The sequence below is a fragment of the Bacillus sp. S2(2019) genome (assembly GCF_005144805.1).
Classification (GTDB): Bacteria; Bacillota; Bacilli; order Bacillales; family Bacillaceae; genus Bacillus; species Bacillus altitudinis.
In genome coordinates, this window is the sequence record NZ_SWFL01000001.1 from 178,701 (window position 1) to 202,483 (window position 23,783).

Here is a 23,783-nt window from a genome sequence, read left to right on the forward strand (position 1 = left end):
CATTATAACACATTTCAGCAGAGGATAAAAATTTATATTTTATCATGTTAATTTAGCACTAGTCAATTCTTTTTATTTGAGTTTTTAAAGAATTAGCCTTTTTTTACAAAAGGAGCGCCACCATCCAGTCCTCGTACACCTTTCTTGCATATACTAGCATTGAGTCACATTTAGGAGGGATGACAATGTGCAAATGCAAGAGCAAACATTCCCACTCAAAATGCTATAAAAAGCATGACGATCATCACCATATGGATCCGTGTGAAAAAAAGAAGTTTTATCATAAAAAAGATGATTGGTTTGAGAGCGATTTTTGGGATACTTCAAGAAGCTACGATCCCCATTATTTTCCTAAAAGTGTCTGCAGCAGATGTAAGAAGCGTCGCAGAAAAAGACATAGCTTCTCATTTTAGTGTTTGACGCTACACCTGCTTTTTGTTTTCCCGGCTGAAAAGCCGGTTTTTTTGTTACATGTCGTTCTTTTCTTTCATATGGATAGGCTCATGAAACAGGTGCAGTTCATAAGATATGGCAACCTGAAAAAAAGGATGAGATACAAAATGAACAATATGAATAACCAAACCAACCATTACCATCAAGGAAATCCCTATCACACGTTTGAAAATGTGTATACAGCCAATCATGAGCATATGATCGCACCAAACATGCATGACCCTATGAATATGCCAAATCATTATCATACCGGTAAAAAAGATGCTTATAGCGGACACCACCCGCATCATCATTCAGCCTATTCTCCTTTTACGAAGCAGTATGATCCCTATTCAAATGTACAGATGAACGATCACCATCACTTCGGTCACTACGGCGGTTATGGTATGGCTCCCCACCAGCCATACGGCTATCATGATATGCAAATGATGATGCCGGCAAATCATCATATGACAGGAAATGCTTACGGAATGAACCAACCAAATGCATTCCTACCCCGTTATTACTAAAAAACAAGCAAAATAAGGGTATAAAATACCATTTAATGACATATAGGAATATGGTAATCTTATAGGTAAATAATGGATGTAATCATCTATTATTTACCTATAATCAACCAAGGGGGAAGGAAGAAATGAAGAAAACATGGACAATCATTATGATGGGGATGCTGACATTGGTCATGGCACTCTCAGTACCGCTAGCCGCATCAGCTGAAGGGGCTAAAACAGAGGAAGGCAAAGCTTCAACAAATGCACGACCAGCTGCACTTTATGCAAAAATCACAGGAGCAAGTAAACAAGAATGGTCTTTTTCTGACATTGACCTGACTTACCGTCCAAATTCTGTTCTTAGTATTGGTGCAGTTGAATTTACTTTACCAGCAGGTTTTCAAGCCACAACAAAAGATATTATCAACGGAAAAGCTTTAAAAGACAGTTACATTTTGAACAATGGAAAAACTGTTCGCATTCCAGCTCGTTTCGATTTATTCGGAAGTTCCCAATATACATTACAACTTTCTCATAAAGTACTTCCTGCTGCAGGTACATATACGTTCCGCGCAGAAAATCGTGCGATCAGCATTGGTTCCACATTTTATGCAGAGGATACGATTGATATTAATAAACGACCAGTTGTCGTCACACCGCCAAATCCTTGCGGATGCTAAACGAAAAAGCGCTCTTAGAGCGCTTTTTCTCATTTATCATATCTCTTCGCTGTGCTTACTGCATTTTATATAATTGTTACACCATATCTCATGATGGTCTGTCATCATTAGTTGGCAAACCTATATATGGCGTTTTTTATTGTTATTTTTGCTCTTTTAGTTTTTTAAAAATCACAAATTGATATACGCCAAATAGTAAGGTTAGAATCATCATTGCGGTAAATAGTTGATCGACTGGAAGCAAAAAATATACGACAAAAAAAGATAAAAGCAAAAGAAAGTAACCTATATTGACGCTTTTTTTAATGTCATCACATTCCCTTTTTTTTACAATCATATCACGCTTCACCTAATCGTATAACCAAATAACAAAAACCCCTATCCATTTAAGGAAAGGGGTTATCCTTACAACATGACAGCGGATGTTTATCTTCACATCACAAAAACAGGAACCAAACTATCGGATTGAAAAATTAATTGGTGGGCAAACCGATTCACCCACCAGCTAAAATCCTGCTACATCACACGTTTAAACATCTTCTCCATTTCATAAGTGGAATGATGAATCATAATCGGCCGGCCATGCGGACATGTAAATGGGTCTTGTGTTTGGCGAAGTTCATCTAATAAGGCTTTGATTTCATCGTGACGCAAATGACGATTTGCTTTAATCGAGCCTTTACAGCTCATCATGATCGCCGCTTCTTCTCTCAGTTTCTTGATATCCACACGCTTTTCATCAAGTACTTGCTGAATGATTTCTTCGATGAGTTCAGCCTCTTCCCCTTTAGGAAACCACTGCGGATGCGATCGAACGATATAACTGCCTGATCCGAATGGCTCTAAGAAGACCCCTACTTTTGCTAAAATATCGATATGCTCTTCAATAATCAACATATCGTTTTTTGAGTAGTGAAAGGTTAATGGAACAAGCATTTCTTGCACTTCCTGTTCAATGTCTCCTACCTTTTCACGAAAGTACTCATACTTGATTCGCTCTTGGGCAGCGTGCTGATCGATGATATAAAGACCGCGTTCATTTTGGGCCAAAATATACGTTCCATGCATTTGTCCAATCGGATACATCACAGGGACACGTTCACTTTCAGCCTGATGCTGGGCTGCACTCTCTTCCAGTATCACTTCGTCATGTTGTTCATGCGAAGCTGCAGATTCCTCTACATATACATGGTCAAACGTTTCTTCAGACGATGCTGGTAAAGGCGCTTCCGTACTTTCCGGTTCACGCACCCCGTATGTGTCGTTCTGACTAGTCTCGTATACAGCCGATGCGAGTGAGTCCGGCTCATAGGAAACAGGTGTTTCCATTCGGCTTTTCATTGTTTGTTTAGAATCAAAAGATAAGGACTGTTGCTCATTTTTCACTGCTGGCATTGGTGCTTTTTTTGGCACTGAAGCACTTGGAATGAGCTGTTGCTTTTGAAAGACGTCCTTAATCCCTTGTTTGATCAACTCATGAAGTTCTTGCTCTTTACTTAGTCTGACTTCAAGTTTAGAAGGATGTACGTTCACATCGACTAAAATGGGGTCCATCTTCATCTCAATAAATGTAATTGGATGGCGTCCGATCGGGAGCAGTGTATGGTATCCTTCATGAATGGCTTTCACCAGCGGGAAATGCTTGACATATCTACCGTTGACAACAGAAGACATATAATTACGTGATGCCCTTGTCACTTCTGGTAAGGAAATATAGCCTTTCACTTCAAAATCAAGTGATTGTACATGTAGTGGCAGCATTTTTTTGGCCACTGCCGTTCCATAAATGGCCGCAAGCACATGCCGCACATCTCCGTTTCCATTTGTTTGAAGCAGCACTTTTCCTTGATGTCGCAAACGAATCGACACTTCTGGATGAGCAAGTGCAATTCGGTTCACAACATCAGAAATGTTGCCAAGCTCCGTATGAACCGTTTTCATGTATTTTAGACGGGCTGGCGTATTATAAAATAAATTGGTGACTACAATTTCCGTGCCGCGACGGCCAGTGGTTTTTTTCTCCGAAATGATCTTCCCGCCTTGGAGAGCTAAGTGTGTTCCAGCACCTTCACCGGTACTTGTCTTCATTTCTAAGTGAGAGACGGAGGCAATACTTGGCAGCGCCTCCCCCCTGAAACCGAGCGTCCTGACACGAAACAGATCATTTTCATCTTTGATTTTACTCGTCGCATGACGCTGAAAGGCGAGCTTACAATCTTCAGCATCGATTCCCACCCCATTATCAATAATTCTAATAGAAGAAAGTCCTGCTTCTTCTACATCGATTTCAATGACAGTACTACTAGCATCGATCGCATTTTCCACGAGCTCCTTCACAACAGAAGCCGGGCGTTCGACCACTTCACCAGCTGCAATTTTATTTGATAGGTCATCGGATAACTGAATAATCTTTGCCATTTCTTGCTCACCTCACCTTACATTATAATTTCTTTTGCAATTCATATAGCTTTGTCATCGCTTCAAGCGGTGTCATATCCATTAAATTAAATGACTTCAATTCTTCGATCACTGCTTGATCTTTGTTTTTCAGCACAGGTTTTGTTTGCGGTTTTTCTTCCACTTCAAAGAAAGAAAGCTGCTGTTTTTCCTCAGCCATTTCTTTTTTCGGGGCTTTAGAGACGCGCGGAATCACTTCATGTGATCCGCTCTCAAGCTCCGTTAAGATGGTCTGGGCTCGATCAATGATCGCATCAGGCAGTTCAGCAAGCTGCGCTACATGGATGCCGTAGCTTTTATCCGCTGCACCTTCTTTGATTTGATGTAAGAAAACAACTGTTCCTTCATGCTCTTCAGCTCGCACGTGGACATTTTTCAGTTCGCTTAATTGGGATTCCAGTACCGTCAGTTCATGATAATGAGTGGAGAAAAGGGTTTTGGCACCAATATGATCATGCACAAATTCAATGATTGCCTGTGCAAGAGCCATTCCATCATAAGTGCTTGTCCCGCGTCCAATTTCATCAAATAAAATCAAGCTGTTCTTTGTCGCATGTACCATCGCATTTTTTGCTTCGAGCATCTCTACCATAAAAGTACTTTGACCAGAAATCAAATCATCTGCCGCCCCAATGCGTGTAAAGATTTGATCAAAAATCGGAAGGGTTGCCTTTGATGCTGGCACAAAACAGCCGATTTGCGCAAGAATCGAGATCAATGCCATTTGTCTCATATATGTGCTTTTCCCTGACATATTCGGACCAGTAATGAGCAAGGTTTGTCTCCCTTTGCCCATTTGGCAGTCATTCGGCACATACTCTTGATGATCCATCACTTTTTCAACAACAGGATGACGACCATCAATGACTTCCACTTCATCTGATGAAAATTCAGGGCGAACATAACGCCGTTTTTCACTCACAGTGGCAAAGCATTGCAGCGCATCAAGCTCACTCATTTGTTTTGCAAGCAACTGTAATCTAGGAATATACGCTTTTACTTGTTCCCGAAGCGCAGAAAATAGTTCATATTCCAATTCACTAATATTTGATTCCGCCTCAAGAATAAGGGCTTCTTTTTCTTTCAATTCAGGTGTAATATACCGCTCTGCATTGGCAAGGGTTTGTTTTCTTTCATAACGGCCTTCTTCTAATAAATGCGTATTTGCACGGGTCACTTCGATATAGTAGCCAAACACTTTATTAAAGCCGACTTTCAACGATCGAATGCCTGTATATTCTCTTTCTTGCTGTTCAAGACGAGCGATCCAATCTTTCCCGTTTCGGCTCGCATCACGATATTCATCTAATTTTGCATTGTAGCCATCTTTAATCAAATTGCCTTCTTTTAACGTCATCGGCGGATTCTCATAAAGAGCATCTTCTAATAAATTAAGTAAATCACCGCATGGGTCAATGTCATTTGCTCTAGATTTCGCCATTTCCTCCGGGAGAGAATGGACAAGCTCTTTAATAGCCGGCACTTGCTTGAGAGATTCTTTCAATTGAATAAGATCACGAGCATTCACATTTCCAAATGCCACACGGCCTGCTAGACGTTCAAGATCATACACTTTCTTTAAACGTTCTCGCAGATCCTCTCGCTCAAAGAAATGTTCCATCAGAATTTGCACCATTTCCTGGCGTTCTTTGATTTGTGAAAGGCGGATGAGCGGACGATCGATCCATTGCTTCAGCAATCTTCCGCCCATTGCCGTTTTTGTTTCATCTAAGAGCCATAATAAAGAACCCTTCTTGCTTTTTGAACGGATGGTTTCTGTTAATTCAAGGTTTCTTTTTGAGTAAAGATCAATTTTCATCGTTTGTTCAAGCTGAAACACTTGAACTTGCTGAAGATGATCAAGACTCCTTTTTTGCGTTCTTCTTAAGTATGCATAGAGTTTTAAAAATGCTATTTTCAGATGTTCGTCAAGATGAGCAACGAGTCGTTCAGCTTCATCTATTAATTCAGCGCTATCTTCGTATGAGATGGTCGCTTGGCAGCGTTCCTTCAGGGTTTTCACCGTTTCTTCATCGAGCTGCTTTGATACCACAATCTCTTTTGCACCGACAGAATAAATTTCAGACACAACTTCATCTAACCGTTCAATGAAAGCCGCCATGTTTTCACCTGTTGATAAATCGGAAAGCGCAAGACCGTAGCCATTTTGAAAGCTGGAAACAGACGCGATAAAGTTATTTTCGTTTTCATTCAGTCCTTTGCCGTCCATGACCGTACCTGGTGTAATCAGTTGAACGACCTCTCTTTTGACCACACCTTTTGCCGTTTTAGGGTCTTCCACCTGCTCACAAATGGCGACTTTATAGCCTTTTTCTATCAGTTGTTCTATGTATGCAGACGCAGAATGATAAGGAACACCACACATTGGAATCGTCCCGCCATCCCTGCTTGTTAACGTAATTTCTAATTCTTGTGCTGCTTCTTTTGCATCATCAAAAAACATTTCATAAAAATCGCCTAAGCGAAAAAATAAAAAGGCATCTTGGTAATCTGCCTTGATCTTTAAATATTGCTGTATCATGGGCGTATAACTTGCCATATTTCTAATCCCTCACTATATTACTTTCGAATTCATACCATCTTTCATTATAGCATAAAAATTCACCTTTTTTCCCTAGATCAAGGCACAAAAAAACTAGGGGGATATGCGCCCTAGTCATCAATTACTCTTCTGGATCACCCGCGAGGAATTCTGGATGAATATCTTCTAATTCCTCATCCACTTCTTCTTCCCATTCGTGATCATCTTTTTCTTTCCAGCTTGAATTGACTTCTACAACAATTTTGGTTTCCCCTACTACTTCAGCAATGAATTCACGCTCTGCTTGAACGACAATTTTATTGCCATTTGGAGAAATGGTGACTTCTAAGCAATTGGGCTGCTGTAAGACTTTCGCAATCACTTCGTGCTCATCATCAAGGAAGTTTTTATCTTTATATCTCAGTTTGATGATATCTACATATTTTACACGTTCTGTGACCACTTCGGTTTTCGTGTTGTCTGCGTAAGAATACCACACGTTAATATCAAATGTACCTTCAATCTCAACTGTTTTACCGACCTTTTCAGCATCATACTTATGATTAATGATCCAACCGCCTAGGATGCTGGTTGGTTTTTGCGATGGAGAAATGGTGTGTGTGCTTTGGGTAAATTTCCTCCCTTTTGCAACCACCGCTTTTGTAATAATTTCTCTGTATTCAGACATTCCGGCATGCCTCCTTGTTCTTGATCGTTTTATCTTATGCTGGGCATTCGTCTAGTGTGTCACGATTTTGAGTCTCATGTTCAATTAAATTCATTTCTGTTTCAGTGTATGCATGGTCGCCCATAAACTTGCCTTGAAAATTGGAAAAGTTGGAGAGTGAGAGATTGGGGTTGATGGAAGCTGAAGGAGAAAGAAGGTATGCAATTCTTACATCAGAAAACAAAAAACCCCGCATCTGCGGGGTTTTCTCATTTAATGGAGCAACTTGGGGATGAGTTTTTCACTTTTGAACCGGTTTCTCCTAATAAAAGGTCACCGCCGGTTGAAAGAATGATTTCATCCGTTACTTGATTAGAAATCGTGTGCGCTACAAGCTGAAGCAGGGAATTAACCTCTGTTTGTGATTCTTTGAATTCTTGAATCACTGGGATCTCATCCAGTTCTTCTTGCAGGGCATCAATTTTTTCTTCCACTTGTTTTAAGGCTTCATGTTTGCCATAATGCTTTAAATTCACAGCTTGCTTTTGAAGCGCCTTAATTTGATTAATGATCGCTGCAATTTTTGTATTTTCATTGATTTGCGCTTCTGCTTTTTTGAAGAAATCAACTTCTTCTGTTTCAGAAATCATTTTCGCGAGCTCTCTTGCGCGCTCGACAATCTCTTTCTTTGAATAAAGCGTCATTTTAATTCACCTCGATAGCTTCTCCAACCATTTCTCCGTCAAGAGACCAAGTTTTGGCTTGTGTGATTTTCACTTTGACGATGTTGCCAATCGCTTCTTTTGGTGCTTTAAAATTCACAAGCTTGCTTTTACTTGTATATCCGGCTAGGATCTCAGGGTTGTTTTTACTTTCACCCTCTACTAATACTTCGACAGTCTGCCCTTCATATTCCTTCATTTTCTTCGCAGAAATTTCATTTACGAGTGCATTCAGGCGCTGCAGACGTTCTTTTTTTACACGCATTGGCACGTTGTCTTTCATATTGGCTGCTGGTGTTCCTTCTCTTGGAGAGTAAATGAACGTATAAGCCGCATCAAACTCAACCTCACGATAAAGGGAAAGCGTCTCTTCAAACTGCTCATCTGTTTCATTTGGGAACCCAACGATAATGTCCGTTGTTAATGAAGCATTTGGCATTGCCTCTTTGATTTTGCGCACTAGGTCAAGGTAACGTTCACGGTCGTATTTTCTTGCCATGAGTTTCAGCACAGAAGAACTTCCTGATTGAACCGGCAAATGAATATGATCGAGAAGGTTTCCGCCTTTGGCAAGCACTTCAATTAAGTGATCATCAAAGTCACGCGGGTGGCTTGTTGTAAAACGGATACGTGGAATATCGATTTTACGCAGCTCATCCATTAGGTGACCAAGACCATATTCCATGTCTTCAAAATCTTTTCCATACGCATTCACGTTTTGACCAAGAAGGGTAATTTCTTTATATCCTTCTGCTGCTAAGCGTCTGACCTCTTGAATAATTTCATCCGGACGGCGGCTTCTTTCCTTACCGCGCGTGTAAGGGACGATACAGTATGTACAGAATTTATCACAGCCGTACATAATATTCACCCATCCCTTAATTTTTCCTTGGCGGGCTCTCGGAAGATTTTCAATCACATCGCCTTCTTTAGACCAAACCTCAATGACCATTTCTTTTGAAAGGTAGCAATCAGATAATAGCTCTGGCAGGCGGTGAATGTTGTGGGTACCGAAAATCAAGTCAACAAATGGGTGTTTCTTTAAAATACGGTTAACGACCGATTCTTCTTGCGACATGCATCCGCAGACGCCTAAGATTAAATCTGGCTTTTCACGCTTTAATGCTTTTAAATGACCAAGCTCTCCAAACACTTTGTTTTCTGCATTCTCACGAATGGCACAAGTGTTTAATAAGATGACATTCGCATCTTCAGTCGAATTTGTTGGTTCATAACCAAGCGCCATAAAAATACCAGCCATCACTTCTGTGTCATGCTCATTCATTTGACAGCCATATGTGCGAATATAAAACTTGCGGCCGTTCCCTAACCCTTGAAACCGCTCGTCAATTTGAAATTGATTGTATTCGACTTCTTCTTTACCCCGTTTTTTTGCATCTTTTAAGGAAGGCGGAATGTACACAGCTTCAAAATATTGGCTGTAGTCCTTTTCGGATTTTTTGTCCGATGAACTTACTTGTCCGCTCGCTTTTCTCTGCTCTTCATTCATGAATTTGTACTCCTTTCAAACCAAGCTCCACCCTACAGTATAGACTATTTTGTCGTGAATTGAAAATAAATTCATATGTGTCCACACTTTTCAATCCACACGAATTTTACATGAATATTGAGTAGGCTTCAGATGAAGATCGTCTTTTCCTAAAGGATTTTGTATTTCTTTGACAATCTTCATCTGCTGTGTACCGACACTCTCAACTAAAGTAATTACATATGATTCTTTTTCTTCTTCTGCTACCATTCTTTCTTGTTCAGATAAGAAGAATGGAAAGTCATGGTGAGTCAGTTTAGATCCTTTTACTTCTATAAGCTTCTCTTTTCCATCGGGGTAATAAGATTTGATATCAAATCCGTGACCATCTTCTGTTTCAGCTACCCAAACGACAGCTTCCGCTAATTGTTCACTTCCCACTGCTTTTAATTGCTCTACTTCCTTATGATAAACAAATTGCTCTGCTATTCTACCCGTCTCTTCGTTTTGCTTTGATCTTTCTTCTCTTAATTGTTTATAAACATCTCTATGAATGATTCTTTTTCTTTTAAATTTGTTCTGATGTTCCACTTTTGGAATAAGGTCCTGATCCAAATATACTTCGTAAACAAAATCATAAAAAAACTCATTTAAAGAATTGATATCTTGTATTAATTGGTGATGGTCAAAATGATCAATATTATACTTTTTAAAGATCAATGAGCTTGCTACATATTTTTTAGGTCTTAACGATTTACCCAAATGAAAATCACCTATATGAAAGCCCTCTAGTCTTTTATGATGCTTTAATTCAGGCTGTAGCCTTTCCCTCCAAATGGCTGCCTCTTCCCTAATTTCAGATAGAGATAAATTTTCAGTTCCAGTTTCAATTGTTAAATAAAAATCTTCCCCATTCTCAGCGAATAAAATAACAATAAATATCCCTTTTTGTGTCGTTGTTTTTTGAGAATTAGGATTTGAGGTTAATCTCTTGTCTAAAAGTGCAATCCAAAAACATTCTGCAACTTTTCCATTTCCTGTAGATGCTTTAATATCGATCCTAGCCAAATTCCTCATATGGCGTTTTTCTAATTCATAACGAATGTTGTTTGGGATATCTTTATTAAACATGTTGTGAAAAGGGTGATTTTTATCTATTCTCCCTTTGTTCTTATAATCTAAAAATTGTTCATGAAAATCTTCTTTATTAAATAACATTTGCCTCACCACTTACCTCAATAGATCTTTTTACATACATTATACATAACAAACGGTAGATTTGATGAAATATGGAAAGATTAGCGCAAAAGAAAAGAGAGCCTCAGCTCTCTCAATCAAGTATATTCAGTTTTTTTGCTTCTTCTTCGATGATTGTCAGTGCACGGTCAAGCTCTTCTTTTGTGTGCTCTGCTGTGATGATGGCTCTAATTCTCGCTTTTCCTTTCGCTACAGTTGGAAAAGCAATGCCTTGAGCGAAAACGCCGCGCTCGATTAATGCTTTTGAAAACCGGAAAGTGAGTGCCTCGTCTCCAATCATCATTGGAATAATAGGCGTTTCTGTTGGTGCCACCTCAAATCCAAGACCGATGACTTTTTCTTTAAAATAGGCCGCGTTCTCCCAAAGTGTTTCAATGCGCTCCGGTTCGTCTAACAGCACTTCAATGGCTTCTTCACAGGCTCTTGTGACAGCCGGCGGATGTGAGGTGCTGAATAAAAACGGTCTTGCTTTATGCTTTAAATAGTCGATTAAAACGGCAGAACCAGCGACGTAACCGCCTAGCACACCAACTGCCTTACTAAGTGTGCCAACCTGAATATGCACTCTGCCGTCAAGTTGAAAATGATTCACTGTTCCGCGGCCATTTTCACCAAGTACTCCAGACGCATGGGCATCGTCTACCATCACAAAAGCATCATATGTTTCTGCAAGTCTTACAATCTCAGGAAGCGGTGCAATATCTCCATCCATTGAGAACACACCATCTGTCACGATAAGACGGACGCGGTAATTCATCGATTTCTTTAAAATTTTCTCAAGCTCTCCCATATTAGAATGAGCATATACTTTTTTATCTGCCTTTGTTAAGCGAATCCCATCGATGATTGAGGCATGGTTCAGCTCATCTGAAATGACAATATCATCTTTTGTGAGAATACTGGATAAGACCCCTTGGTTGGTCGTAAAGCCTGATTGGAATACGAGGGCTGCCTCTGTCTTTTTAAAAGCTGCGAGCTTTTTTTCAAGCCGTTCATGCATTGTCATCGTTCCAGCAATGGTTCGTACAGATCCTGTTCCAGCACCGAATTCATCAATCGCCTCTTTTGCCGCTTTCATCAGCCTTGGATGTGAGGTGAGACCTAAGTAGTTATTTGAAGAGAGTTGTATGACGGATTGTTCATTTAGTGTCACCGTGGATGATTGTTTGGAATCGATTTCTTTCAGTGTTTGATGGGTGCCTTGCTGCTTCATTGTGTCCAATTCATCTTGTAAATACGTAAATTCTTTCATCATTTCGTCCCCCTTTGATATGATGGCATGATCAGTACGACCTTCCCGCACGTACCATTTCTCATAAGTTCAAATCCCTTTTCAAAATCTTCAAATGGCAGCGTATGGGTGACAACCGGCTTTACATCAATGGTATTCGTTCTTAAAAGTTCAGATACTTGACGCCACGTCTCAAACATTTTTCTCCCCGTGATCCCTTGCACGGTTAATCCCCTAAAAACAATTTGATTCGTAATGTCAATGGTTACCGGCCGCTCTGGCAAACTTAGTATATTCACTTTCCCTCCATTTGCACAAGCTTCGAGTGCTTGATTAATCGCAACGGGATGTCCTGACATCTCACACATCACGTCTGCCCCTTCCATCCGCGTGAGCTGCTTGATCATGGCAACAGGATCATCTTTTCCGATATCCACGATATGATCTGCACCCATTTTACGGGCAAGATCCAGTCTGTATTCATTTTTATCAACAGCGAACACTTGGACAGCCCCGGAGGCTTTTGCAACCGCAATCGCCATTAAACCAATGGGCCCACAGCCAAAAACCGCCACTGACTTTCCTGAAACAGGTGTATGCAGAACTGTATGAACAGCATTTCCAAGCGGTTCTTGAATAGATGCAAGTTCCACTGGCATTTGAGCTGGATTATGCCACACATTTTGTTCTGGTACTTTGACATATTCAGCAAAACAGCCATCAATGTCGACCCCTAAAATTTTCGTTTCGCTGCACAAATGCTGCTGACCCGTTAAACACATGTAACACTGATTACAGACAATATGCGTCTCAGCCGATACAAAGTCCCCTACTTTTGCTCGTGAGACTTGGTTCCCCGTTTTGACAACTTCCCCTGTGAATTCATGACCAAAAATGTACGGTGCTTTGACTCTCCCCTTCGCCCAATCATCCCAATTATAAATATGCACATCCGTTCCGCATATTGATGTAGCCTTTACCTGGATGAGCACTTCATGATCCCTTATTTCTGGAATCGGCATTTCCATCATCGCCGCTCCGTAAGCGCTTTCTTTTTTAACAATCGCTTTCATCGTTCCACACATGACGTACAACCCCTTTGTTAAAAAACTTCTCCCAATCCGATCTTATCATGTCTTATTTTAGACGTAAATACCGATGTCTTTCAGGAGAAGACAAATGAACACTCCACATATTTTTTTAGATATTTTTCTAAAAAAAAGCAAATCTCCTTTTATTCGGAGATTTACTTTTAAGTTGTCAGCGTTTTTTTGAAACGGCTACATATAAAGCCGGCACAATCAGTAGTGTCAGAATCGTTGAGAAAAAGACACCTGATACGATGCAGATCGCTAGCGGCTTAAAGAGTGGGTCATTACTTAAAGCAACGGGCATAAGAGCGACAAGTGCTGTAAATGCTGTCAGCAAAATAGGTCTAATCCTTGCTCTCCCCGCTTCAATCACAGCTGCCTGTTGATCAAGACCTTGCTTGCGCCGCTGTTCAATAAATTCAAACAAAACGACCGCATTTCGGACAACAATACCTGCCAATGAGACAATCCCCATTGTGGCCATAAAGCTAAACGGCGTTTGAGTGACAAATAGTCCAATAATGGCGCCGGATATCGCTAAGTAAACCGTTCCAAGAACTAAAAGCGGAAGCATGAGTGAATTGAACTGGAAAGCGATGGTCACATAAATGAGCAGCAAAACTACCCCAAATAAGAGACTAATTTCAATAAAGAATTGGGTTTGATCTTCATTTTCTCCGCCCTGAGAAATGGTCAAATTCTTCGCTGCATCGCTTTTCCCAACTTCATTTGCGACTTCTGTCATATCGTCTTTAAACGTATCTGATGTACCAGGATATGCCTTTAACGTGATCGTCGGCATCCCGTTTTCATGCGGAATGCTTTCAAATTGCTCTGTTTCTTTTTCTTTTACGTATCGGCTAAGCGGCTCAAGTTGAGGCATGCCACCCTCATTTGCACTCACAGGCACCTTGATGTCTTTTAGCTTCAGTCCGTTTTGATGTGTGCTCATGTCTTGTTTCACTACGAGGTCGATATCATCTGTTCCTTGTTTAAAAGTGCCTAAAGGAATTCCTTCTGTGACAAGGCCAAGCTGTCTGCTGACAAACTGAGCAGTGAGCCCATCCTCTGCCATTCGGTCACGATTTAATTCAAATGAGATGGTTTTCACCGGTTGATTGACATCGTCTGTGATCAGACTTGCTCCGCTTTCTTTCATTTCTTTTGTGAGCTTCTCTTTCACATCCACGAGCTTTGAAAATTGTTCTCCTGCAATGGTTACGGTCACAGGCGCTCCCGTTGGCGGACCTTGAACAATGGTTTTCATAAAGATATCAGCATCTTTAAATTTCTTTCGCAATGGCTCTGTCATACGATCGATCAATGCTTTGCTTGTCATCTGCTCATTGTCTACTCTGACAACAATCTGACCAGTATGATCACTTGCGTTTGAAATGCTTTCATTAAACAAGTTCGGCACACCGCCGCCTGCAAAAATGGCCGTCTCTTCAATGCCTTTTTGCTGTTTGATCTCTTGTTCTATTTTCTCTAATGTGTCATTTGTTTTATCTAAGGTTGTTTCACTTGGAAGTGTCACAGTGACAACAACTTCTTTCTTATTCGCCGCAGGGAAAAACTCAAATGGTGTGGCGAAAATAAGCAAAAAGGCAAGTGTGGCAACGAGCAAACCACTTAATCCAATGAGAAGTGGCCGCTTCACGATGTTTGTCAGTACTCGATCTGCATAAAAATCAGCTAATCTTTTTAATGGTTTGCCTAAAAAGCCCGGTTCCTTTTGAATCTTCTTGTTCTTTCTTTTTCGGTTTGCTGTATATTGATACACTGGCACAAGTGTCAATGAAATAACCATTGACGCAAGTACAGTTGTGACTAGAACAGACGGTAACGCTCGAATAAATGAACCGTTCGCACCAGAAAGGAAAACAAGCGGCAAGAAGGCAAAGACAACTGCCAGTGTTGACGTTAAAATGGATCCAGCCACTTCTTTTACACCTGCAATTGTTCCTTTAAGCGGACTTTCGTATTTTTTCATCTGCCTTAAAATATTATCGTTGACGACAATGGCGTCATCTACAAGTATCCCTAGGGCAATGATAAAGCCAATAATTGAAATTTGATTAAGGTCCACTTGTAAAAACGGCAGCGGGATGGTTCCGATCGTTATGGATAGCGGAATCGCAAGTGAAACGATAAACGCACCACCAATGGTTAGACCAAGTGTGGTGACGACAATGACGGCGATGACGGCCACGATCGCTTCTTTGATTAAATCGTTAAAAATGGCATCTACTTCACTTTTTTGTGAATAGTAGTCTATCCAATCCACACCATTTGGCAGCTCTTTCTCTTTTTCAATGACCGCACTGACTTTGTCATACATTTTAGGAATATCCAGTCCCGGCTTGATATTGACTGTAAATGAATAGGCTGGCTTTCCGTTATATGAAACGATATCACTTTTCTCTTTTTCTACTTCTTTTAAACGACCAAGCTGACCGATTGTAACAGGCTTGCGGCTCGTTTTTGAGAAGATCTCAATCTTTTTGATTTGATCTAAACGATCATAGGCATCAATGGACAGCTTGACCTTTTCTCCATCTGCCTGAACGTCACCTAGAGGGGATGTGTCAAATTCTTGATTGATGGCATTTGTGACATCGGTCACGTTTAACCCGTTATCCTCCAGTTTACTTGAATCCAAGTTCAATATGGCTTGTTTGTCATTGAATCCTTTGATGATAACTCCATCAACACCTTTGATGTCCTCCACTTTTTCTTTTAACGCACGCAGCGATTCCTGACTTTTTGCTAAATCAGATGAGTTACTTGCTACAATCATATAAGAACCAACTGGCACATGGCCAAACTCATCCTTTACATCTGGCTCCATCACACCATCTGGAAAAGAAGAGGCGGCATTTGAGGTTTCACTCTTGATTTGACTTGCCACCTTTTGAAAATCGGCTTGATCATCAATTTCAAGCACAATATTTGAGAAACCAATAGCAGAAACAGAGCTTGTCTTCTCTACACCATTGATATCAGAAATGGCCGACTCAAGCTTATTGGTGACATCACTTTCTACCTGTTTTGCATCTGCACCAGGGAAAACAGTCGAAATGGTTACAATATTCGCTTGAAACTCTGGCAGTTCTCGTTTAGGAAGCTGTGTAAACAAATAACCTCCAGCAATGAGAACGATAAAAAATAAAATAAAAACAAGCTTTCCCCTTTTTAAAAAAGCTTCAATCATTATTTCACCTACTTAAATATTTATTTTTGATGAAGTATTTTCAACTTAATCTTAATTTATCATCATGGTGAAAAAATGCAAGCTCTAATATGTCATTTTCTATCTATTTTGTGAAAGAAATATGTTATATGAGAAATGTATAGCGGTAAACAAAAACAACCTGCTTACATGATGTAAGCAGGTTGAAAATAATAAAATTAGAATTATCGTGGTTCAACAATCAGTTTGATTGCTGTTCTTTCTTCTCCATCGATAAGAATGTCAGTAAAGGCTGGAATGCATATCAAATCCACTCCGCTAGGCGCAACAAATCCCCTTGCAATGGCGACAGCCTTGACCGCCTGATTCAGTGCTCCAGCGCCGATAGCCTGTATTTCCGCTGCACCGCGTTCACGTAAAACGCCGGCTAATGCTCCTGCTACTGAATTTGGATTTGACTTTGCTGAAACTTTTAAAATTTCCATTTTTGCTCCCCCTTAAATTTACAATGGATAAGTGAGTGTTCATTAGAACAATCTTTGTTAGATGTTGCTATTTTTTTGAAAATCCATCCCCAAAATGTTTTTCAAAAATAGCAGGCTACCTACCATTTTTACTATATTCACGATAGAGGGCGCATATTCCTTCTTTCTGATTAATATTTTTCTGAAATAAATATGTGAATATTTATTCAAAGAAAATATGGTCATCATTTATCAAAATTCGATCAATTTTGACAGCTTTTTTCGACGATTCGTCAATTTCTACGATCACTGCACTTAACGTCGTGCGGCCTTCTGCAATTTCAAAACGGACAGGGAGGCTCGTTTTAAATCGTTTAATAATCGTTTCCCGATCAACACCTAAAATACCGTCATAAGGACCAGTCATGCCAACATCCGAAATATAAGCAGTTCCTTTTGGCAAGACGCGGTTATCTGCTGTTTGAACATGTGTATGTGTTCCAACGACACATGATGCACGGCCATCTGTATACCAACCCATTGCTTGCTTTTCACTTGTGGCTTCACCATGAAAATCAATAAAAATAAACGGTGTACGTTTTGAAGCTTCTGCTATGAGCTCATCTACTTTTTGAAATGGGCAGTCAATCGGAGGTAAAAATGTGCGGCCTTGCAAGTTGATGACAGCAAGTTCTTTACCTTGTTTTTTAATAAAAGTGAGCCCTTTCCCTGGTGTACCTTGCGGGAAGTTTGCCGGACGAACAATATGGGGTGCATCATCGATGAAATCGAAAATGTCTCTTTTATCCCATGTATGGTTCCCCATTGTGAGCACATCAGCCCCAGCTTGAAGCAGCTCGTGATAGATTTTTTCAGTAAGTCCTTTCCCATGAGCCGCATTTTCTCCATTGACAATCGTAAAGTGTGGCTGATATTTTTTCTTTAGCTTTGGCAAGTATTCTTTCAGTGTATCTCTGCCAGGTGAACCAACGATATCTCCAACAAATAATATTTTCATACGTTTTGAACCCTTTCTCTTATAAAATGATCTTCTTATCAGTGTTGCATATTTACACAAAAAAATAAAGCGGCGCTAAGCGCACCGCTCTATTTTGCATACTCTACTGCGCGAGTTTCTCGAATAACTGTCACTTTAATGTGACCAGGGTAATCGAGCTCGTCCTCAATCCGCTTACGAATATCCCTTGCTAGACGGTGAGCTTCAAGATCATTAATTGAATCTGGCTTCACCATAATACGCACTTCACGTCCAGCTTGTATCGCAAACGATTTTTCAACACCTTCATAAGATTCAGAGATGTCTTCTAATTTCTCAAGTCTCCGAATGTAATTTTCAAGCGTCTCACTTCTTGCACCAGGGCGTGCTGCAGATAATGCATCGGCTGCCGCAACAAGAACAGCGATAATAGATGTCGGTTCTTGGTCACCATGGTGAGATGCAATACTGTTGATGACAACAGGATGCTCTTTATATTTCGTCGCAAGCTCAACGCCAATTTCCACGTGGCTTCCTTCTACTTCATGATCAATGGCTTTTCCAATGTCATGCAGAAGACCTGCTCGTTTTGCAAGCTTTGCATCTTCTCCAAGCTCTGAAGCCATGAGACCTGCAAGATGTGCAACCTCAATTGAATGCTTCAGGACATTTTGTCCATAACTTGTACGGAATTTTAAGCGACCGAGAATTTTGATGAGATCCGGATGCAAACCGTGAACTCCGACTTCAAATGTCGTTTGCTCACCCATCTCGCGGATATAATCATCGACTTCACGGCGTGATTTTTCCACCATTTCTTCAATTCGTGCAGGATGAATACGTCCATCCTGGACTAGCTTGTCCAGAGCTATCCTCGCTGTTTCACGTCTTATCGGATCAAAGCCCGATAAGATGACAGCTTCAGGTGTATCATCAATGATCAGGTCAATACCTGTTAACGTTTCTAACGTACGGATATTTCGTCCTTCACGTCCGATAATACGACCTTTCATCTCATCATTTGGAAGATTGACTACAGATACCGTTGTTTCAGCTACATGATCAGCTGCGCAACGCTGTAACGCAAGTGAAAGAATGTTTTTCGCTTTTTTATCAGCCTCTTCTTTCGCCCGGTTTTCAGATTCTTTCGTCATGACTGCAATGTCGTGGGAAAGCTCATTTTCAACTTGATCCAGAATGATTTGTTTCGCTTCATCTCGAGTTAGACTAGAAATACGCTCCAACTCAGCTTTCTGCAAACGAATCATATCATCCACTTTGCTTTCCATCTCTTCAATATGTTGTTGTCGTTCATTCAGAGAATGATCTCTCTTCTCCAACAGGGACTCCCGTTTATCTAAAGATTCGTCCTTGCGATCAAGGTTTTCCTCTTTTTGAAGTAAACGGTTTTCTTGTCTTTGAAGCTCATTACGTCTTTCACGAACTTCTTGCTCCGCCTCTACACGAAACGAATGAATTTCATCTTTCGCTTCTAAGAGTGCTTCTTTCTTCAATGCTTCCGCATCACGCTTTGCATCCTCAACAATTTGTTCGGCCATGTTTCTTGCGCCGGATATTTTTGCTTCTGCAATGGTTTTACGAACAAAGTAGCCAACAACTAAACAGATTAGGCTCAGCAAAATGGAGATGATCGTAAACATCGTAGGCGACATATTTTCACCTCCTCTTGCTATGAACTTGGTTTTACAAATAAAGTGTCGGCATGTACATTGTTTTGTGTCTCAACATACAGGGCCTTCACAGGGAATGAGATCCTCACTGCCCTTGTCAAGTTTAAATTAGTTATCAATCATGTTAAGAAAAACAAGTGATACATTCCCATTGTAATTGTGTCGGAAATACTTGTCAAGCTAGTCAGACTAAGGCGTAAGTCGTTATTTCAAGCAAAGACAGAACTTTTGAACCGCTAGCTGTTATGTAATTGTAAAAAAAAGACGCTTTTCAGCGTCTTTTTAGTCATTCAATTCCAATTCTTCTTGTCCTTCTTCGTCAGTTGATTTCACTCCGTTTGTATCCAAACCGTAGTGCTCCCTGATCTGCTCTTGAATCATAAGAAGAATGTCTTTATTCTCTTTTAGGAATTGCTTCGCATTTTCACGTCCTTGTCCAAGACGTTCCTCTTGATAAGAATACCAAGCCCCGCTCTTTTGTACGATATCTAGTTCGCTTCCAAGGTCGATGATTTCTCCCTCTTTCGAGATACCTTCACCGTACATAATGTCTACTTCGGCAATACGGAATGGCGGTGCCACTTTGTTTTTCACAACTTTAATTCTCGTTTTGTTCCCCATAATGTCGTTCCCTTGTTTCAACTGTTCAGCACGGCGTACTTCTAAACGAACAGATGAATAGAACTTAAGTGCACGTCCACCAGGCGTTGTTTCAGGATTACCAAACATAACCCCTACTTTTTCACGAATTTGGTTAATAAAGATCGCAATTGTTTTTGATTTGTTGATAGCACCAGATAGTTTACGAAGTGCTTGAGACATCAAACGTGCTTGAAGACCAACGTGTGAATCTCCCATGTCTCCTTCGATCTCTGCTTTTGGTACAAGAGCAGCTACTGAGTCAATGACAACAATATCAACTGCACCACTACGAACAAGTGCTTCTGCAATTTCAAGTGCTTGTTCTCCTGTATCCGGCTGAGAAAGCAATAACTCATCAATGTTGACACCTAATTTTTGAGCGTAAACTGGATCTAGCGCATGCTCCGCATCGATAAATGCAGCTTGTCCTCCCTGCTGCTGAACCTCAGCAATCGCATGAAGCGCTACTGTCGTTTTACCAGAACTCTCTGGACCATATACTTCAATAATACGGCCGCGAGGGTATCCACCTATTCCAAGCGCAGTATCAAGTGCTAACGAACCACTAGGTACTGTTGAAATACGTGTATCTGTTTGCTCTCCTAGTTTCATAATAGAGCCTTTACCAAACTGTTTTTCTATTTGTTTAAGAGCCATATCTAAGGCTGCTTGACGATCACTCATTCTATTGTTTCCTCCTTTATCAATTCCACTATCTATACTATACCTTGTTTTACGTCATTTGCCAAGAAAAAAACGAACACATATTCGATTTTTTCTTGGCAGATTATTTAAGAAAAGAGCTGTTTCTATTAGAAAAAACGCTCTTTTATAAAGGAGTAAACCTCATAAAAACCAAAATTAACTTTCTTTTAATAATTTGAGAAGGTGGTGCAAACCATATTTCACAGCACGCTTGCGAATGCCTGATCGACTGCCAGTAAACATCCATTCAAACACGTCTGTCTGATCTTTTGTCGATAGCCCGATAAATACTTTTCCAACCGGCTGTCCTTCATGTGGTTCAGGACCTGCCACACCTGTAAAGCTAATACCGATATCGCTTCCCGTCAGTTTTCTAACGCCTTCTGCGAGCTCTAACGCACACTCTTTGCTGACAGCACCATGAGAAGACAATGTTTCTTCACGGCAGCCCAGCACTTGCTGCTTGACTTGATTTGTGTAACAAACCACACTACCGTTTAAAATGGATGATGCCCCTTCGTGATCTGTCAGCCACTCTGAAAACATACCACCAGTCAGGCTTTCAGCCGCTGCTACTGTTTTCCCGTGTTCATGCAAGGCCTTTGAAGCTTCAAAGGCAAGAGATGTATCACCATATCCGTAGAAGTACTCGCCGACCCGTTCTAAAATTTGTGCTTCTGTTTCTTTTAACAGACGCTCTGTTTCTTTTTCATCCTCATGCTTGGCTGTCAGCCTTAGCGTCACTTCCCCGTCAGCTGCAAGCGGTGCAATCGTTGGATTGGTCTGTGCATCAATTAAATCTTCAAGATCTGTTTCCAGTTGAGATTCACCGATGCCAAAGAAACGCAAGACAACAGACACGATTTTTTCCTTTAGGCCAAGTTTTTCAGAAATAAGCGGCTTCGCTTCGTTTTCAAACATCGGGTGCAATTCACTTGGCGGTCCAGGGAGCAGAATGTAAAACGTATCTCCCTCTTGTATAAACATACCAGGTGCCATTCCGAAACGGTTTACGAGCACATCAGATCCCTCTAGAACGAGCGCCTGTTTACGGTTGTTCGGCGACATATCACGTCCGATTTTACGGAAGTACTCTTGAATAGACTCAAATGCTTCTTCATTTAGCACAAGCTCTTTATCGAGCGTATTTGCAATGGTTTCTTTTGTTAAATCATCTTTCGTTGGTCCAAGACCACCTGAGAAGATAATAAAATTCGATCTTTCCTGTGCCACTTGAATGGCCCTTTTTAAACGCTCTGGATTGTCACCAACTGCTGTGTGGTAATAAACATTCACACCAATTTCAGCTAGTTGTTTGCTGATGAATTGTGCATTCGTATTCGTAATTTGCCCTAGCAAAAGTTCGGAACCGACTGCAATAATTTCTGCTTTTCTCTCTGACTTCAAAGCGTACACGTCCTTTTTAGTTAGAATTCTTTAAGGCTTCCCAGTTTTTCGCAAAGTAATCCCAGCCTGAGACAACAGTGAAGAACACCGCTACCCACATGGCAAGATCACCAAATGGGAATGATACAAGTTCAAACGGCAGGTTATGCAAAAGAAGTGCCGAAATCGCAATGATTTGCGCCCACGTCTTCACTTTTCCAAGCATATTGGCTGCGACCACTTCACCGCCTCCAGCTAAGACAAGCCTTAGGCCTGTTACAGCAAATTCACGGCTAATGATCACAATTGCCATCCATGCCGGTGTGAGGTTGTATTGAACAAGTATAATTAAAGCCGCTGAAACAAGCAATTTATCTGCAAGCGGATCTAAAAATTTACCAAAGTTTGTGACTAAATTGAGCTTACGTGCATAGTAACCATCAATCCAGTCGGTTGTCGAAGCGACAATAAACAGGATCGCTCCAACAAGGTGAGTGACTTCGATACTGACGTCACCAAAGCGCGCAACACCCCAATCTAATGGAGCAAGCATAATCAACATAAACACAGGAATCAAGGCGATCCTAGAAAGAGTAATTTTATTCGGTAAGTTAAACATGAATTCCAATCCTCCAATAAAGCATTTTTTTATGTATATAATAGTAGGAACAAAAGAAAAGTCATCTACTTGCTTAAGATGACTTTTCCTTTCCTTTATTCACAATCACAATGTTTTGTGTCATGGTGTTTTTAGGGTCTAATTCGTACTTCAGCGTTTCGTCATTGACTTTAATATCGATTCCCGATGCATTTCCTAAGCGGATATCGACTTGGGAAAGATCAGTCAAGTCTGTTTTAAACGATTCGCCATCTTTCAATTCACCCATCTTCAGCACTTTTCCAGATTCGTCTCTCACACGAAGCCATGAAGCTTGTGAGGCAGAAATGGTTAGCTCCATCTCTTCTGCACCTGATACTTCATACGTTGTCGTAGAACCCTCTGTATTCGTTGCCTTCAAAGAAACATCTTCATCGTCTTTAGATGAATCCTTTGAGGAATCGTCTTTTTCAGATGATTTTTCTTGATCATCTGACGAAGCTTTTTCCTTTTTCTTTTGATCCTTTGCCAGCGATGAATCCTCAGACACTTCGTATTTTGATTCTGATTGCTGAGGAGCCACCTGATTATTTTTCTGTCCGCTATCATGATTAACCGCTTGAACGATCACATAAATGATAGCGATCACCACAAGGATCCCTCCAATGATTAAAATCGTCGGAAGCAGCTCCAGTACCTTTGAGGCAGGCTTTGGCAGCTCTCTTTGCGGTTTAATATTTGATAATTTATCAGACACTTCATCGTTATACGTACTTGGTACATCTTTACGAAACTCTTCGAACAATTGTTCAGGATTCAGTCCAACGGCTTCGGCATATTGTTTAATAAACGCTCTGACGTAAAATTTACCTGGAATGATATCATAGTTTCCTTGTTCTATTGCTAGCAAATAGCGCTTTTGGATTTTGGTAGCCGCCATCAGATCCTCCAGCGACATCCCTTTTTCCTCTCTGGCCTCAACGAGCCGTTTTCCCAATTCAGTCAAAACAAACACCTACCATTACCA

At 40.7% G+C, this 23,783-nt stretch carries 19 protein-coding genes; 2 read left to right on the plus strand and 17 right to left on the minus strand.

The window, feature by feature from the left end; all coding sequences use genetic code 11:
* Window positions 1–560 precede the first annotated feature (560 nt).
* Together FBF75_RS00945 and bslA are read left to right on the plus strand one after the other, a co-directional pair.
* Entirely contained in the window at window positions 561–962 is a 402-nt protein-coding gene (locus FBF75_RS00945; protein ID WP_169476032.1) for a hypothetical protein, read from the plus strand.
* Window positions 963–1,087: 125 nt separating this feature from the next.
* Window positions 1,088–1,624: a biofilm surface layer hydrophobin BslA gene (gene bslA / locus FBF75_RS00950; protein ID WP_017359045.1), complete on the plus strand. Its 537-nt coding sequence runs from the start codon at window positions 1,088–1,090 to the stop codon at window positions 1,622–1,624.
* 142 nt (window positions 1,625–1,766) lie between these two features.
* Here bslA and FBF75_RS00955 read toward each other — a convergent pair whose 3' ends face one another.
* The 17 genes from FBF75_RS00955 to FBF75_RS01035 form a co-directional block, all read right to left on the minus strand.
* Window positions 1,767–1,961, minus strand: coding sequence for a hypothetical protein (locus FBF75_RS00955; RefSeq protein ID WP_046526671.1), 195 nt, complete (start codon window positions 1,959–1,961; stop codon window positions 1,767–1,769).
* A 179-nt stretch (window positions 1,962–2,140) separates the two neighbouring features.
* Window positions 2,141–4,042, minus strand: coding sequence for a DNA mismatch repair endonuclease MutL (gene mutL / locus FBF75_RS00960; protein WP_017367278.1), 1,902 nt, complete (start codon window positions 4,040–4,042; stop codon window positions 2,141–2,143).
* Window positions 4,043–4,064: 22 nt separating this feature from the next.
* On the minus strand, window positions 4,065–6,641 hold the full coding sequence (gene mutS, locus FBF75_RS00965; RefSeq protein WP_136944351.1) for a DNA mismatch repair protein MutS: 2,577 nt from the start codon (window positions 6,639–6,641) through the stop codon (window positions 4,065–4,067).
* Between the two features lie 124 nt (window positions 6,642–6,765).
* Window positions 6,766–7,311 (minus strand): outer spore coat protein CotE, encoded by a 546-nt coding sequence (gene cotE / locus FBF75_RS00970; RefSeq protein WP_007499466.1) that lies wholly within the window; start codon window positions 7,309–7,311, stop codon window positions 6,766–6,768.
* A gap of 248 nt (window positions 7,312–7,559) precedes the next feature.
* Window positions 7,560–7,994, minus strand: a complete 435-nt coding sequence (ricA, locus tag FBF75_RS00975) for a regulatory iron-sulfur-containing complex subunit RicA (RefSeq protein ID WP_008344661.1) — start codon at window positions 7,992–7,994, stop codon at window positions 7,560–7,562.
* A 1-nt stretch (window position 7,995) separates the two neighbouring features.
* A complete protein-coding gene (miaB, locus tag FBF75_RS00980; protein ID WP_050827278.1) occupies window positions 7,996–9,522 on the minus strand; it encodes a tRNA (N6-isopentenyl adenosine(37)-C2)-methylthiotransferase MiaB in 1,527 nt (508 codons plus the stop codon).
* A gap of 90 nt (window positions 9,523–9,612) precedes the next feature.
* Window positions 9,613–10,719 carry an MrcB family domain-containing protein gene (locus FBF75_RS00985; RefSeq protein ID WP_136944352.1) on the minus strand — a complete coding sequence of 369 codons (1,107 nt, stop codon included), beginning with the start codon at window positions 10,717–10,719 and terminating at the stop codon, window positions 9,613–9,615.
* Window positions 10,720–10,831: 112 nt separating this feature from the next.
* Complete coding sequence (locus tag FBF75_RS00990) at window positions 10,832–12,013, minus strand: glycine C-acetyltransferase (protein WP_136944353.1); 1,182 nt, start codon at window positions 12,011–12,013, stop codon at window positions 10,832–10,834.
* Window positions 12,010–13,074 (minus strand): L-threonine 3-dehydrogenase, encoded by a 1,065-nt coding sequence (tdh, locus tag FBF75_RS00995; RefSeq protein ID WP_057079520.1) that lies wholly within the window; start codon window positions 13,072–13,074, stop codon window positions 12,010–12,012. Before tdh ends, FBF75_RS00990 begins: the two co-directional genes overlap by 4 nt.
* Window positions 13,075–13,249: 175 nt before the next feature.
* Entirely contained in the window at window positions 13,250–16,294 is a 3,045-nt protein-coding gene (locus FBF75_RS01000; protein ID WP_136944354.1) for an efflux RND transporter permease subunit, read from the minus strand.
* A 203-nt stretch (window positions 16,295–16,497) separates the two neighbouring features.
* Window positions 16,498–16,758 (minus strand): stage V sporulation protein SpoVS, encoded by a 261-nt coding sequence (spoVS, locus tag FBF75_RS01005; RefSeq protein WP_003211281.1) that lies wholly within the window; start codon window positions 16,756–16,758, stop codon window positions 16,498–16,500.
* A 202-nt stretch (window positions 16,759–16,960) separates the two neighbouring features.
* Complete coding sequence (locus FBF75_RS01010) at window positions 16,961–17,755, minus strand: TIGR00282 family metallophosphoesterase (RefSeq protein WP_008344680.1); 795 nt, start codon at window positions 17,753–17,755, stop codon at window positions 16,961–16,963.
* Between the two features lie 89 nt (window positions 17,756–17,844).
* Window positions 17,845–19,407 (minus strand): ribonuclease Y, encoded by a 1,563-nt coding sequence (gene rny, locus FBF75_RS01015; RefSeq protein ID WP_003211958.1) that lies wholly within the window; start codon window positions 19,405–19,407, stop codon window positions 17,845–17,847.
* 300 nt (window positions 19,408–19,707) lie between these two features.
* A complete protein-coding gene (gene recA, locus FBF75_RS01020) occupies window positions 19,708–20,751 on the minus strand; it encodes a recombinase RecA (protein ID WP_007499478.1) in 1,044 nt (347 codons plus the stop codon).
* Window positions 20,752–20,928: 177 nt separating this feature from the next.
* On the minus strand, window positions 20,929–22,179 hold the full coding sequence (locus FBF75_RS01025; protein WP_136944355.1) for a competence/damage-inducible protein A: 1,251 nt from the start codon (window positions 22,177–22,179) through the stop codon (window positions 20,929–20,931).
* Window positions 22,180–22,195: 16 nt separating this feature from the next.
* A complete protein-coding gene (gene pgsA, locus FBF75_RS01030; protein ID WP_008344688.1) occupies window positions 22,196–22,777 on the minus strand; it encodes a CDP-diacylglycerol--glycerol-3-phosphate 3-phosphatidyltransferase in 582 nt (193 codons plus the stop codon).
* A 73-nt stretch (window positions 22,778–22,850) separates the two neighbouring features.
* Complete coding sequence (locus FBF75_RS01035) at window positions 22,851–23,762, minus strand: helix-turn-helix domain-containing protein (RefSeq protein ID WP_048003274.1); 912 nt, start codon at window positions 23,760–23,762, stop codon at window positions 22,851–22,853.
* Between the last annotated feature and the right edge of the window lie 21 nt (window positions 23,763–23,783).